The 12,870-nt window shown below is 57.8% G+C and carries 15 protein-coding genes and 1 pseudogene; 8 read left to right on the forward strand and 8 right to left on the reverse strand.

Annotated elements, in window-relative coordinates:
- Positions 1–8 precede the first annotated feature (8 nt).
- The 7 genes and pseudogenes from ACJU26_RS01235 to ACJU26_RS01265 all read left to right on the forward strand — a co-directional run bounded on the left by ACJU26_RS01235 (position 9) and on the right by ACJU26_RS01265 (position 5,625).
- On the forward strand, positions 9–347 hold the full coding sequence (locus tag ACJU26_RS01235) for a DsrE family protein (protein WP_414040751.1): 339 nt from the start codon (positions 9–11) through the stop codon (positions 345–347).
- A 57-nt stretch (positions 348–404) separates the two neighbouring features.
- Positions 405–678 (forward strand): annotated as a pseudogene (locus tag ACJU26_RS01240) (transposase); the annotation flags it as partial.
- 269 nt (positions 679–947) lie between these two features.
- On the forward strand, positions 948–1,547 hold the full coding sequence (locus ACJU26_RS01245; protein ID WP_414040752.1) for a hypothetical protein: 600 nt from the start codon (positions 948–950) through the stop codon (positions 1,545–1,547).
- Positions 1,548–1,850: 303 nt separating this feature from the next.
- Entirely contained in the window at positions 1,851–4,115 is a 2,265-nt protein-coding gene (locus ACJU26_RS01250) for an FdhF/YdeP family oxidoreductase (protein WP_414040753.1), read from the forward strand.
- The gene (locus ACJU26_RS01255) at positions 4,108–4,380 is read left to right on the forward strand and encodes a hypothetical protein (protein ID WP_414040754.1); all 273 of its coding nucleotides are present in this window, start codon (positions 4,108–4,110) and stop codon (positions 4,378–4,380) included. Before ACJU26_RS01250 ends, ACJU26_RS01255 begins: the two co-directional genes overlap by 8 nt.
- Complete coding sequence (gene fdhD, locus ACJU26_RS01260; protein ID WP_414040755.1) at positions 4,374–5,219, forward strand: formate dehydrogenase accessory sulfurtransferase FdhD; 846 nt, start codon at positions 4,374–4,376, stop codon at positions 5,217–5,219. The genes ACJU26_RS01255 and fdhD overlap by 7 nt, the downstream gene beginning before the upstream one ends.
- A 214-nt stretch (positions 5,220–5,433) precedes the next feature.
- Positions 5,434–5,625 (forward strand): ADP-ribosylglycohydrolase family protein, encoded by a 192-nt coding sequence (locus tag ACJU26_RS01265; protein WP_414040756.1) that lies wholly within the window; start codon positions 5,434–5,436, stop codon positions 5,623–5,625.
- Between the two features lie 236 nt (positions 5,626–5,861).
- Here the strand turns inward: ACJU26_RS01265 and ACJU26_RS01270 are convergent, their stop codons facing one another.
- Entirely contained in the window at positions 5,862–6,605 is a 744-nt protein-coding gene (locus ACJU26_RS01270; protein ID WP_414040757.1) for a hypothetical protein, read from the reverse strand.
- A gap of 451 nt (positions 6,606–7,056) precedes the next feature.
- Here ACJU26_RS01270 and ACJU26_RS01275 point away from each other — a divergent pair, with 451 nt between their 5' ends.
- The gene (locus ACJU26_RS01275) at positions 7,057–7,689 is read left to right on the forward strand and encodes a class I SAM-dependent methyltransferase (protein ID WP_414040758.1); all 633 of its coding nucleotides are present in this window, start codon (positions 7,057–7,059) and stop codon (positions 7,687–7,689) included.
- A gap of 350 nt (positions 7,690–8,039) precedes the next feature.
- Here ACJU26_RS01275 and ACJU26_RS01280 read toward each other — a convergent pair whose 3' ends face one another.
- The 7 genes from ACJU26_RS01280 to ACJU26_RS01310 form a co-directional block, all read right to left on the reverse strand.
- Positions 8,040–8,939 (reverse strand): type I restriction enzyme endonuclease domain-containing protein, encoded by a 900-nt coding sequence (locus ACJU26_RS01280; RefSeq protein ID WP_414041904.1) that lies wholly within the window; start codon positions 8,937–8,939, stop codon positions 8,040–8,042.
- A gap of 21 nt (positions 8,940–8,960) precedes the next feature.
- Positions 8,961–9,968, reverse strand: a complete 1,008-nt coding sequence (gene rhuM, locus ACJU26_RS01285; RefSeq protein ID WP_414040759.1) for a RhuM family protein — start codon at positions 9,966–9,968, stop codon at positions 8,961–8,963.
- Positions 9,969–10,034: 66 nt separating this feature from the next.
- On the reverse strand, positions 10,035–10,190 hold the full coding sequence (locus ACJU26_RS01290; protein WP_414040760.1) for a hypothetical protein: 156 nt from the start codon (positions 10,188–10,190) through the stop codon (positions 10,035–10,037).
- Positions 10,187–10,792, reverse strand: a complete 606-nt coding sequence (locus tag ACJU26_RS01295) for a hypothetical protein (protein ID WP_414040761.1) — start codon at positions 10,790–10,792, stop codon at positions 10,187–10,189. Before ACJU26_RS01295 ends, ACJU26_RS01290 begins: the two co-directional genes overlap by 4 nt.
- Positions 10,789–12,141 (reverse strand): restriction endonuclease subunit S, encoded by a 1,353-nt coding sequence (locus tag ACJU26_RS01300; protein ID WP_414040762.1) that lies wholly within the window; start codon positions 12,139–12,141, stop codon positions 10,789–10,791. Before ACJU26_RS01300 ends, ACJU26_RS01295 begins: the two co-directional genes overlap by 4 nt.
- 89 nt (positions 12,142–12,230) lie before the next feature.
- On the reverse strand, positions 12,231–12,437 hold the full coding sequence (locus ACJU26_RS01305; protein WP_414040763.1) for a hypothetical protein: 207 nt from the start codon (positions 12,435–12,437) through the stop codon (positions 12,231–12,233).
- Positions 12,374–12,838, reverse strand: a complete 465-nt coding sequence (locus ACJU26_RS01310; RefSeq protein WP_414040764.1) for a Fic/DOC family N-terminal domain-containing protein — start codon at positions 12,836–12,838, stop codon at positions 12,374–12,376. Before ACJU26_RS01310 ends, ACJU26_RS01305 begins: the two co-directional genes overlap by 64 nt.
- Positions 12,839–12,870 lie beyond the last annotated feature (32 nt).

Raw genomic sequence — 12,870 nt, forward strand, 5'->3', positions numbered from 1 at the left:
TCTTTACCATGGTCAAAGCATTAATCATCCTGCATGCCGGCCCCGATGAGGAAAACCCGCGCGCCGATACGGCTGTTCGTCTCGCCGGTGCCATGTTGGCCGATGACAAAGACGTTCACTTGTTTCTTGCGGGCCAGGGCGTACTGCTCCTGAAGAATATGGATCAGGTTTCTGACCGTGCGCGTCATCTGTTGGCAGAATTGTTGGAATTGGGCCTGACTGTCGAGTGTTGCGGCAGCTCTTTAAAGGCGCAGGGCATAGATACCTTACCAGCCGGGGTCAGCAGCAGTTCCATGAAGGCGTTGTCGGCCTGGATCAGCAGCGCGGATGAGGTCGTCTGCTTTTGACCATGAACCTTTTGATTTTTGCGTGGTTATCGGATTGTCACACACCCAGCACCGACGGTTACTGAGCGGGGCGACATGCAAATTGCCGAAACCTTTCTGTCCATCATTCACCTCGTATTCTCCCGTCTCAAAAACTTGGCTACGGGGCATTCCACGACGCCAGTCCCCAGCACTTGCAGGCGTACCTCAACGAATTCACGTTCTGCTTCAATTGCCGCTTCTACCCGTTCAACACTTTCCGCTCCTTGCCTGGCATTGCCGGCGATGTCACAGCGCTAATCTATGTCGAGCTTTATGCAAAAAAACACGGACTACTACATTTAGTGGTTAGATTTAGAATCGGATAAGTACGAAAAACATATAAACGGTATAATATAATATTAATATATAGCGTATTTCATATTTATTTTTGCCGATTTTTGTCGGTGGGTCGAATTGATAACTACGGCTTTTGATAGTATAAATATAAGTGGAAAAATATGAAAATCATTTTTTACGCCTGACCATATCCACGGGTTGTTCCGTAAACCATAGTTGCCCAGAAATATTGACATTCTACAGGGGTTTTTTTCAGCAATCCCTTACCTGGAGGACAGAGTTATGGTACCTGTCAATTTTGCTTTTCCCGTTTCGAGCTACGTTCCACTTGGGGTCGCCTTTTTCGGTCTGGGAACCGGCTATCTGATCTTCGGTCCGCAGGAGCTGTTCGGTTGGCCGAAGCCCAGCGAATCGCTCAACTGGAGCAATGGCTGGTGGGGCGTCTGGATGCCTGGCTTCTGCCAGATCGTGAACGGCCTTTTCATCCTGATCGGTCTGAGTTGGTTCCACGTCTTCCACGGCGCCCCGCTCTATGCCGCCGGCGTCATCACCACGGTCTTCGGTATTCACTGGCTTGCCCTCGGTGCCATCCGCATTCGCGGTAGCGACCTTCGGCCCAGCGGCTTCATGAGCATTGCCTTCTTCCTCCTATGTATTCTCGGTTTCATCGTGTTTGCCGCAGTTGGCGACTGGCCGGTGGCCGTCCTGTTCGCCGGACTGATCGGCGTCTACTTCACCGAGTTCTTTGCCAGTTTCGGTTTGTTCACGCCGCTCAGTGTGAAGGGGCTTGGTTTCTTTCATACCATCACCGGGGCTTGGCTGATGTATCTTACCTATGCGATTGTGTTGAATTACTCGATCGGCGCCCATCTCCCCCTCTGAACTTTCCCTTCCCCAGTTGACCTTCGGCGGGGGAAGGGATGGCCGGGAACCGTGGGCTGGTATCAGCGCGCGGAGTGACGGTAGCCCGTTTCAGTGCCCTGGGGGCATTGCTGGTGCCCGGAGTCGGGATCAACGCGCGCAAATTGACGGCTGTCAAAGCTTGGACTAGGTTTAATGCATCGAGCTTGACTGTCCTCTACTAAAAAAACAGATTGGGCCGCATTGGTCTGGAGACGGGGCGCCCGAGTTGCCGTGCCTGGGGTTTGATTTTAGGGTCAGCTATGACGCACAAGGAGAAAGCCGATGGCCAATGAATTGAAATTCCATCCTTACCAGCAAGCCGCGGGTGGCTGGGGGTCCCTGCGCGCTTCCATTCGGAGCATGCGCCAGGAAGGGATCTTGGTGGATGGCACGACGGTGCTACTCCGTTTAAATCAGGTGGAAGGCTTCGATTGCCCCGGCTGTGCTTGGCCGGACCCCGATATCCGTTCCACCTTCGAGTTCTGTGAGAATGGCGTGAAAGCCGTAGCTGCCGAAGCCACCAGTCGGCGGGTGACCCCGGACTTCTTTGCGAACCATCCCGTTGCCGAGTTGGCCGATCAGACCGATTATTGGCTCGAGGAGCAAGGCCGACTGACCGAGCCCATGGCCTACGATGCCGCCACGGATTGCTACCAGCCCATTACCTGGGAAGACGCATTTGCGCGAATCGCTGGCCATCTTCATGGCCTGCAATCCCCCAATGAGGCCATCTTCTATACCTCTGGACGAACTTCCAATGAGGCTGCCTTTCTCTACCAACTCATGGTGAGGGCGTTTGGGACCAATAATCTGCCTGATTGCTCCAACATGTGTCATGAGCCTACCAGTGTCGGGATGCCGGACTCCATTGGGATCGGCAAGGGGACGGTGACTCTGGAGGATTTTGAGCATGCCCAGCTGATCTTGATGTTTGGCCACAATCCCGGCGGCAACAGCCCCCGAATGCTTGGCACACTTAGCGATCTGGCGAAACGAGGGGGGCGTATCCTGGCCTTCAATCCCCTCAAAGAGCGGGGCCTGGAACGCTTCGTCCACCCCCAGAATCCGGCGGAGATGCTCTCCGGTCATGGTACCCAGCTGGCAATGCATATCTACCAACCGCGACTGGGGGGAGATTATGCCATTGCTCTGGGAATCGCCCGGTATATTCTGGAGCAGGGCAGTCTCGATGAGGACTTCATTGCTACGCATACCGCCGGTTTTACGGCCTTTGCCGAGCTGGTCAAAGGCACACCCTGGTCCCAAATCGAGGCGGAAAGCGGCCTGACTCGGCAGGAAATGGAAGAAGTCGGCGCAATGTACGACCGGAGTTCCGCCTCCATCATTACCTGGGGAATGGGCATCACCCAGCAGCCCCATGCTGTCGACACCATCCATATGCTCGTCAATTTGCTCCTGCTCAAGGGCAACATCGGGCGCCCCGGTGCCGGCGCGGCGCCCATTCGGGGGCATAGCAACGTCCAGGGAGATCGCACCATGGGAATCTGGGAGCGACCGCCGGCGCGTCTTCTGGACCGCCTGGAAGAAGTCTTCGGCTTTTCGCCGCCCCGGGAAGACGGCTATGACGTGGTGGCCGCCATCGATGCTCTGGAGCGCGGTGCCGCCAAGGTCTTTTTTGGCCTGGGGGGGAACTTTGCCAACGCGACCCCGGACACCGTCCGCACCCATCGCGCCTTACAGAAGGCCGAGCTGACCGTCCATGTGACCACGAAACTCAATCGCTCGCACATTGTCCACGGCAAAGATGCCCTGATCCTTCCCTGTCTGGGCCGTACGGAGATCGACCTGCAAAACGGGCGGTCACAAGGGGTCACCGTCGAGGACTCCATGAGTATGGTTCACATCTCTCACGGGATCCGGCCACCGGCATCGCCACTTCTGCGCTCCGAGGTAGCCATCGTAGCCGGCCTCGCCCGTGCCCTGCTCCCCCAGAGTCAGGTTCCCTGGGAAGAGCTGGTTGCCGATTATGATCGAATTCGCGATCTCATTGCCCAAGTGATCCCTGGCTTCGAGGATTTCAATGCCCGGGTCCACCATGCCGGCGGTTTTCACCTGGACTTGGCACCCCGCCGGCGGGTCTGGCCCACGGAAAACGGTAAGGCCAACTTTCTGGCCCGTCCCCTCGGCGAAGTGGTCAGCATCCAATTCCGACCGGAACTGGCGGAAAAGAGCTATCGCTTGATGACCACGCGCAGTCATGACCAGTACAATACCACGATTTACGGCTTTGAAGACCGCTATCGCGGGGTCTCAGGGGCGCGCAATGTCTGTTTCATCCACCCCGATGACCTGAAGGAGGCTGGTTTTGCCGAGGGTGAAGCCGTGGATATCGTCTCGCACTGGCACGATGGTGAGCGCCAGGCGAAGGGTTACCTACTCCTGCCCTACGACATCCCCCGCGGTTGTCTGGCCGGTTACTATCCTGAGCTCAATGTACTGGTTCCCTTGGACAGTTATGCCGAGCGCGCCAGGACCCCGACTTCCAAGTCGATTCTCGTCACCCTGCGGCGGCCCGCCAATGGCTGACGAGCAACGGGAACCGGAGGATCTGGCCGTGGCCTTTTTGCAGCTGTTATGTGGGCACGGCGGCTCCCTCTCGGCAAACGCGGTTGCCACTCGCTTACAACTGCGACGCAGCCAGGTGGAGCGCCTGGCGGTCCTTTTGGGAGAGGATACCGACTTGGGTGGTCTCGGTTACTTGGCCCGCGAGGAAAAGGGGCTTCAACTGCGTTTTCGTCTGACCGAGAAGGGGGAATCCCTATGTCAAGCGAACCAGGACGGCGAATGGTAACAGTGAGCGCCCAACCCTGGGCCGATGACCACTGTGCCGAAGTCCGGGAAGAAATCGTCGTCGAGGAACTGCCCATTTCCATCGTGATCAATGGCGTTTCCTATGCGGTGATGCTTGCCACCCCTCTGGATTTGGAAGATTTTGTAACCGGCTTCCTATGGACTGAAACCATCATCCAGAAAACCGAGGAAATTCTCGCTCTGGAAATATCCGATACCACCGAGGGATGGGCGATCTTTGTCCAGGTTGATGAGGCGGCAGCCAAACGGGCGGTGGCCTTGCGCCGGGTGCTCCCTGGGGGAAGTTCGTGCGGCCTTTGTGGGATCCCGGATTTTGCGGGACTACAGCCCTTTCCCCCCCTCCCGGCCGGCACCGTCCCGGTGAAGGCTGCAGAGATTTTTGCGACCTTTTCCGAGATGAAGTGTCAGCAGTTCCTCAATGATCAGAATGGGAATACCCACGCCGCTGCCCTGCGTTTCCGGGATGGCTGTGTCCTGGTGCGAGAGGATATTGGTCGCCATAATGCTGTTGACAAGGCCTTGGGGGCCGCCTTGCGTGCCGGCAGAGAGCCGGAGCAGGCGCCCCTCCTCGCCGTTTCCTCGCGCCTCAGCTTCGAGATCCTGCGCAAGGCCATCTCCTGGCGGGTTCCGCTCGTGGCGGCCATTTCCGGCGTTAGCAGTCTGGCCATCGAGGTTGCCCGCCGCAACAATGTCATCATCATCGGCTATGCGCGGGATTCCCGCTATACCGTGTATGGAACGGCGGAGGGAAGCCAGCCGTATTGCCCAGTCCCCCGCGGTGGGGATCCGGACATGGGACGCCGGGAAATTGCCGGTTAGGATCCCAGCGCTCCGACTGCCGGAGCGCCCTGTTCTCTCGATAGGCGAATTACGCTCGGCCAACACGTCGAATCCACGCCATCAAGCCCAAAATGTTACTATCTGGTTCGGATTGCGGACGTGGGCTTGGTCCCGTGTTCCGCTGCAAGTAATGGGTATGGCCTTCTTTGCGAAAGTCTGGTTTTACACGTAGTGACGCGAGTTGATCATCGGGATGTTAAGATGGTCCTTCGCTGCCGTCAATGGTGGTGGGCAGAACATGTCCCGTGCCATGTTGACGGGGGCTCTCGTCGGAGCCCAGGTAGGACTGGAAGGCATTCCCCAGCGTTTCATCGCGGGGTTGCGCGGCGCCGAGCGATATCTGACATTAGCGGCGGACATGGAGCGGCTGGCAGCGAAGATGTGAAGGTACCTGTACGCCCATTGTCCACCAGCATAGGGTCATATGTGGAAACCAGCGGCAAGCTACGATGCCGCCAATGGGTCAAAGACGAGCGCATCAGCGCTATTACCTGCATCTCAACCTATCTCACAATACCGCAATAGGCGCTGTCGGAATGAAACCGGCTTGCACGAAATGATCGCCGACATCCTCACCCCCTGCCGTGGATTGACCAGCGGAGATCCTCTTGCCTACAAGGGCTAGGATGTCTTGTCGGCACGGCCTTCGCCGAGGACCTTGTGCACACAGGTGAGATGGACGGGTTGGGGGATCTCGGGCACGAAAATGGTGGTGTCCACCTGATCATAAATGCGAAGCCCGTAGCGCCGGTAGGCCAACTCGGGCCGCCTGCCGGCGCAGGAAAAGAATTCACCGAAATAGTGGTGGATGCCGGCCGCCTGCAGGGACCTCTCATAGGCATGCCAAAGGGCCAGGCCGACGCCGCGGCCACGGTAGGGTGCCGCGATGTTGAAGTGCATGTGGGCGGCTCCCGGTGGGTGCCTGGGGCGCTCCCGAAAACTCCTGGTCAGGAGCCAATGCACGTAGAGACGGCTGCGGGGATGGTAGTCGTAAACGCCCTTCAGGCTTCGGGACCCCATCCGCAAGGCGGTACGGGAACCTTCGTAGACGAACAGCCAGGGAAAATCGTGGCGTACCGAACCGAGCAGGTAGCCGGCCAGCTGACCGTCCGCTTCGGCGACGAAGGCCCATTCCGGCTCGTATTCCAGGTAGGGGGTAGTATGGAGGTCTGCGAAGAGCTCCCGGTCGCAGAAAATCCGGTCGATGGGTCTGCCGAGAAAGCCCGTATCGCAGCACAAGCGGCGGATGTCTTCCCGATCCGGCGACCGGTACGGGCGAATCCGGAATGCCTTTGACCCCGAGGTGTGAGCAGATATGTCAGTGTAACGGTCCTGTTTTTGCAAACAAAATTCTGAGGCTGCCATAGCTTTATCCCTGTGTGGATTCCTCTTAGTTTAGAAGAAACAGGCCGCTGTGAATCCATCGGCTTGCCAGCAGCGGCCGAGCAAGGTTGCGAAGCCGGGAATGTGCCTGCAATGCCGCATCCGATGATGGCATCCCTGCGCAGTTCGGGATGGGGATTGTGCAGGGCATGAATGTATTCCCCTGATTCCGCGATGATGTTATTCTTTCTCTAAATCATAAGAGCAATAATAACCACGAAGTACATAAATTAAGGTCGAGGCGGGCATGGCAAGGGATGAGGATCGGGTGGAGGCGGCGCGGCAGATGCTGGTCAGTGCGAATTCTCTCGGTTACACCTCATGATCGATCAGAATCAGTCCGCCGTTTTCTCTGGCCTCACCACCATTCGCAGGGAAGGCCTCATCCTGGTCCTCCAGGATGTCCGCCGATTCCTGCTTGAGTTATTATCCCATGCCTAGAGTGGCCCCATTCGAAGCCCACCATCAACGCTACGAGACGTGGTTCGAAAAGCATGAGGCCGCCTACATCTCAGAGCTGCTCGCCCTTCGACCGTTCGTCCCTTGGGAGGGGAGGGGAATCGAGATCGGCGTAGGCAGCGGTCGCTTCGCCGCGCCGCTGGGGGTGCAGGTGGGTGTGGATCCTTCCCTGGCAATGCTCGACTATGCCGCCGCGCGAGGCATCGAGGTGGTGGAAGGCACAGCCGAAAATCTGCCCTTCACAGAAGGCAGTTTCGACCACGCCCTGGTGGTGACCAGCATCTGTTTTGTGGACTCGCCTGCAGGGATGCTTGCCGAGGCGCGCAGGGTGCTCAGGCCGGGCGGGCGCCTGGTGATCGGCTTTATCGACCGGGAAAGCGCGTTAGGACAAGATTATGTGGCGCATCAGACCGAGAGTGTATTTTACCGCGAGGCCACTTTTTATTCCGCTGAAGAAGTGGCTCAGCTTCTGGGGGAAACCGGCTTCTCGATCGGGGCTTGGGGCCAGACATTGACGCGCCCTCTGCCGGAGACGCGGGAAATCGAACCCTTACGGGCAGGACGAGGCCAATGTGCATTTGTGGTCGTGGCGGCAACGCGGGTCTGATCGACACAAGCGACCGCCAATGCCATTGTAACTGGGAATCGGTGGATTTCCCCCGGCGTACTGACTCTCGATGCATTCGGTGGAACGGTACAGGAACTCCAGTGTAATGACAGGCGACCGGGTCTGGCTCCGGCTTCATCGCCTCGGAAAGGACGTCGGTATCTAGGATGATCATTCCGTCGAAGCGCAGTGGTGGGGCTTGATACTGCTATCTATTGCTGGCTGATAAACCGTCAATCATACTGTTTTCATGAACGCGGAACAAAAACTTGTTCTCATCCTCACCATCAACGACTGCCCCGGCATGCGTGTGGTCCGGGTCATCTCACTGGGGGACGGGCGGCACTAACCTATCCCACCAACCCCTCAGCCTGAGCAATCACCAGATTGACAGCCCCTTCCTGCATGTCGGGTGGATAGCCGTGTTTCAGCAAGACCCGCTTTACCATCCTTCGTAAGTGTGCCCGCGCCTGTTCGCGGATGGACCAGTCGATGCGGGTGTTCTGCCGCACGGTATCAGCCACTTCCTTGGCGATCATTTTCAGGGCGTCGTCGCCCATGGCCTGCACGGCGGAATCGTTGGTCGCCAGTGCGTCATAAAAGGCCACTTCTTCTTTACTGAGACCCAATGCGGCATGACGGGCATCCAGGGATTGCAGGGCCTTGGCCAGGGCGATGAGGCCATCGCTGATGACCAGCACGGCGTTGTAGGCCATGAGGTTCGGAATATCTGCCTGATAGGTCTGCAACTGGTTCCAGGCCTTCTGCACCGTGGCGTTGGCGTCCGCCATGTTCTTCAGTTCAAAGAGGCCCAGCGGCATCCCGTTCACGAAGACCACGAGGTCGGCGCGGCGGTTGATGCGGTTGTGGACGACGGTGTACTGGTTCACGACTAGGAAATCGTTCTGTTCGGGGTGTTCATCATCGAGCAGGCGGACGATGACCCCCCGTTCTTCCCCGTCCACCTGGGTGGCAATCCGTACCCCTTCCACGAGCATCTGCTGCAGGGCGAGGTTTTGGGTGAGCAGAGCACCGGCCGCGCCGACGGCCTGTACCTGACGCAGGGCTTCCTCACGGATGTCTTTGGGAACGGTAGGGTTGAACTGGTGGATGGCCGTGCGCAAACGATCCAGCAACAGGGTTTCACCATAATCGGCCCGCTCTGGATGATGGCCGTCCGGGCCAATATCAAGGCCGTGGGCGTAGCTGTAGCCCAGTTCCCGAAACAGGGCGATGGCGTGGTGTTCGATGGTGGATTCGTTGAGGGGGGTTCAACGCGACTGCTCCGTGGCTTGCGGCAAGGCCAGCATGTTTTCGATCAGGCGGATCATCACCTCCTTGGCCTTGGGGTCGGATTCCGCCACCAGCAGCGCCAGCGCCGCCAGGCCCACATCGTTGATGACCGGCGCTCCATCGTGCAGCAGCCGCCCGTTGCGCGCCAGAAAATCCACGAACAGGTAAGAGCCGATGCGCTTGTTGCCATCGGAAAAGGGATGATTCTTGATGAGGAAATACAGCAGGTGCGCGGCCTTGGATTCCAGCGTGGGATAGGCTGGTTCGCCAAACACGCTTTGTTCCAGGTTGCCCAATGTGCCCTCGAACGCATCGCCTCGCTCCTGGCCGAACAAATCGGTGGCCTCCTGGCGCGCCATCAGGTCCGCCTTCAAGCGGGCGATGCCCGCGCGGGCGCTGTCCAGCGTCGGCAAGGTGCCGCCCAAAGTGCCTGCGGGCTCGGCCAGCAAGCCCTCGTCATAGCGTTGCAGCCAGAGAAAGGTCTGGGTGTAGCGGGCGATCACATCCACCAGCCCGCGCCCCTGATCGCTGGAGAGCGCCTCGCCCGCAGCGGCCTTGCGCACCAGATTCAGCGCGGCTTCCAGCTCGGCGGCGTTCTGCTCGAAGCGCTGGCGATTCAGGGTGTAGCCCCGCGTCAGATGCTCGCGCAGCACGCCCGTCGCCCATTGGCGGAAGCGGGTACCCTGGATGGATTTGACCCGATAGCCGACGGAGATAATGACATCCAGATTGTAATGCGCAATCTCGCGCTGCACCTCGCGTTTACCCTCCTGGCGAACTATCCGGAAATTCCGGATAGTTGCCGCCTGCTCCAGCTCGGCTTCTTCATAGATGTTGCCAATATGCTCATTTACGGTGCGGACATCCTTGCCAAACAGCTCCGCCATCTGTGCCTGAGTCAGCCAGACCGTCTCGCCTTCCAGCCGCACCTGCACATGCTTATTTTCCGACTCGAATATAATGAGTTGACCTTGGGTGTTCATCATCCGCGCTCCTTGAGGAAGGCTTCGGTGTCGGGGATACGCAGTTCGCCGGATTCAAAGATCATGACGCTATTCATCAGCGCACTCCCTGGGCGCTGTTGCGAGCGCATCCAGCCCGGCGCGCTCTGGATGGTTGCCGTCGGGGCCGAAGGCGTAGGCATAGCCCAGTTCCCGGAACAGGGCGATGGCGTGGTGCTTGATGGTGGATTCATTGGAAGGCGTCAAGAAAACTCCTGATTTATGGTAGACGTCATAGGATATGGCCATTCTTCATAAGGCGGAACGAGCATAAAGGCCTGTTGTGATTTTTCTAGGGCCTCCAATGATTTTCCTGCATTTTCAACAAGTTCTGCCTTATGAATTTTTCTTAATTCGTGACTTCTAACTCGCTTGGAAAGAATTTTAACAAATTCACTACATGTAACGATCAGCTCATTAAGCGTTTTTTTGCTTTCTACCGGCGCCCCTTCGGGAATGTCCATTCTCGGCATCCACCACTGAGATTTTAACTTTGCGATCTGAATTTTGCTGATCAACTCACTGATTTTTTGGAATTCATCAAGTCGATTTGACATAAGATCTTCTTCGTATCGCAGAAAGGCATCAATCTTCACATTTAGGGTTACCTGCACACCTAAAGGATTCTTATTTTGTTCAATCGTTTTAACATTTTCTATCAAACTTTCCAGATTCCTTAGAGACTCAAGTAGAACTATTCTTTTGGCTTTTTCGTGCGATTCATGTGCAATGTAGCGTTGGCCGACAAGCAAAAAAATACCACCGGTTACAGCACCAACAACAGCGGATAAAATAGACCCCCAGTTCATACCAGTATTTCCATAGAGTAGTCGTTGGCGTCAGCAACGCGGATTTCACCGGATATGAGTTTGGGTAGAAGGGTGTCGCGGACTTGGGCGAGAATTTCCGCCTCGGATTGCAAATGCTTTATGTGAGCGAAAATGGGCGCAACAAGGGCCGTGAAGTGAACCGATAAATTGTTCGCTGGTATGAGTACCGGAAGCGCCTTGATACCCTTTGAGTTAACGGCGGTGGCTATAGATGAAGTACTCCCCAGTCTCCCGTAGTCAAATTCGCGAAGGTAGCTGTAAAGGTATTCGGATGAGAGGCCAATCTCACATTTAATTTTTAGATGTGCGATAGCCTCATTCGTCACCATTCCCCCATCCGTGATGGCAACACGACCAACCGTAAGTTTGAAGCTCAAGATTACTGTGTTATCAGGCACCACACGAATATTAAACTTCTTAATTGCTTCGCTTGTCAGAAATTCAGATGTTCTCTGTAAAAACACACCTGAATTACCCATGCCTCGAATGGAAACCCAGCGCACGTCCGAATCGCTTGTGGAGAACCATTGGCTTTCCTTGCGCGGCGGAGTCTTGCCAATCCCAATATCTGCAATCATTTCTGCAGCGACTTCCTCCCACCCCTCCGGCTTGCCCTCGTCATCGAGGCGGTCGGGGAAGAGTTGCCAGAGGTCGGCGGGGAGGTAGGGTTCGCGGCCCTCCATCTTGGCGCGGACGGGGCCGAAGTCGACGAACCAGTCCTTGAACAGGGCGCGGGCCATGGCCTCCAGGGTCTGGTTGCGGCGGCGGTTGAGTTCGATCTTGTCGTCCAGCGTGCCGAGGATATGGGCGATGGCGCGTTGTTCGGGTAGATCGGGGTAGGCGGCCTCGATGTTCTCGAGATCGCGTTTCGTAACATGGCCCAAGCCTGTCGTTTGCTTGTTGCGCGCGATGCCGACGAAGTTCGGCTTGAGGTAACGGAGCAGATAGTAGAAGAACGTGGGATCGACTCCGTTGGCCGGTGTGACTCGGAACACATGCTGATTCAGCCAGCCTTCCGGGCCTCGCCACCAGAAGGCGTCGATGGAGGTGTCCGGCTGGCCAGACCATGAAAAGAGTAGGTCGCCAGGTCGCACGCGAACTGACTCATCGAACGTCTGCTGTGTGAACTTGGTTTGCCCCGAGATCCCGCCTTTGATCTCGGCGATCTTGATTACGGGCATTCCGAAAGGGCTGAACTGGACATCCCGAAAAGCGAGGCCGTTTACCCACTGCGCCAAGGAGTATAGGGGGCAGCGCTCCCAGTGGTCCGGGTAGTCGGGGTGATACAGCCAGCCCTTGTCGGCTAGCGCTTTTGTTTCACCCCCCATACCCCCCATACCCCTCAGATTGCCCTCGCTCCCCGTATCCCGCCCAGCCTGCGCGCGCCATGGCGCACGGAGTCGCTGCATACGCCGGCTCATCGCTCGGCCTCCCCGCCGTCCTCGAACAGGCGCAGATAGGGGTCGAAGCGGAAGCGGCGGTTGCGGGCGTAGCCGGTGATTTCGCGCAGCGGGCCGATGCCTTCGAGGCGGTTGACGATCTGGTTGGTGCCGGCGGGGGTCAGGCCCAGCCATTCGCGGGCGGTGGCGACGGTGATGATGGGGTGGTCGAACAGCCGGTCCATGACGCACTGGCCGTTGGCGGCGGCGCGGCCGAGTTGTGCGGTGATGCGGGCGCGGTAGTCCTCGCGCATGCGCAGGATGGCGGCGGCGTGTCGGGGTCGAACAGCCGCGCTTCGGCGGCCAGCAGGTTCTGCAGCGAGCTTTGCGTGCCCTCGATCTGACTGGACAGCACGGCCTCCTTGCGCACGTACATGAACACGAACAGGTCCGGATTGGGCAGCGTGAGCACCGCACCGTCCAGGCGGCCCAGCGCATGGTCGGCCTCCGAAAGGGTTTCGCGCAGGCGCCCGTCCAGGTCCAGCGGCGGGTTGGGCGGCAGCGGCGCTGGAATGAACGCGCGGTATCCCGCAGGCTGCCGGAGGTAGTGGCCGGAGCAGGGTGCCTTGTTATCGGCTGTGTTCATGACGCATCGCCACCGCCTCCTTATTAAACATT

Origin of the sequence: Acidithiobacillus sp. M4-SHS-6 (genome assembly GCF_047421495.1) — a bacterium.
In the GTDB taxonomy this organism is placed as follows: domain Bacteria; phylum Pseudomonadota; class Gammaproteobacteria; order Acidithiobacillales; family Acidithiobacillaceae; genus Acidithiobacillus.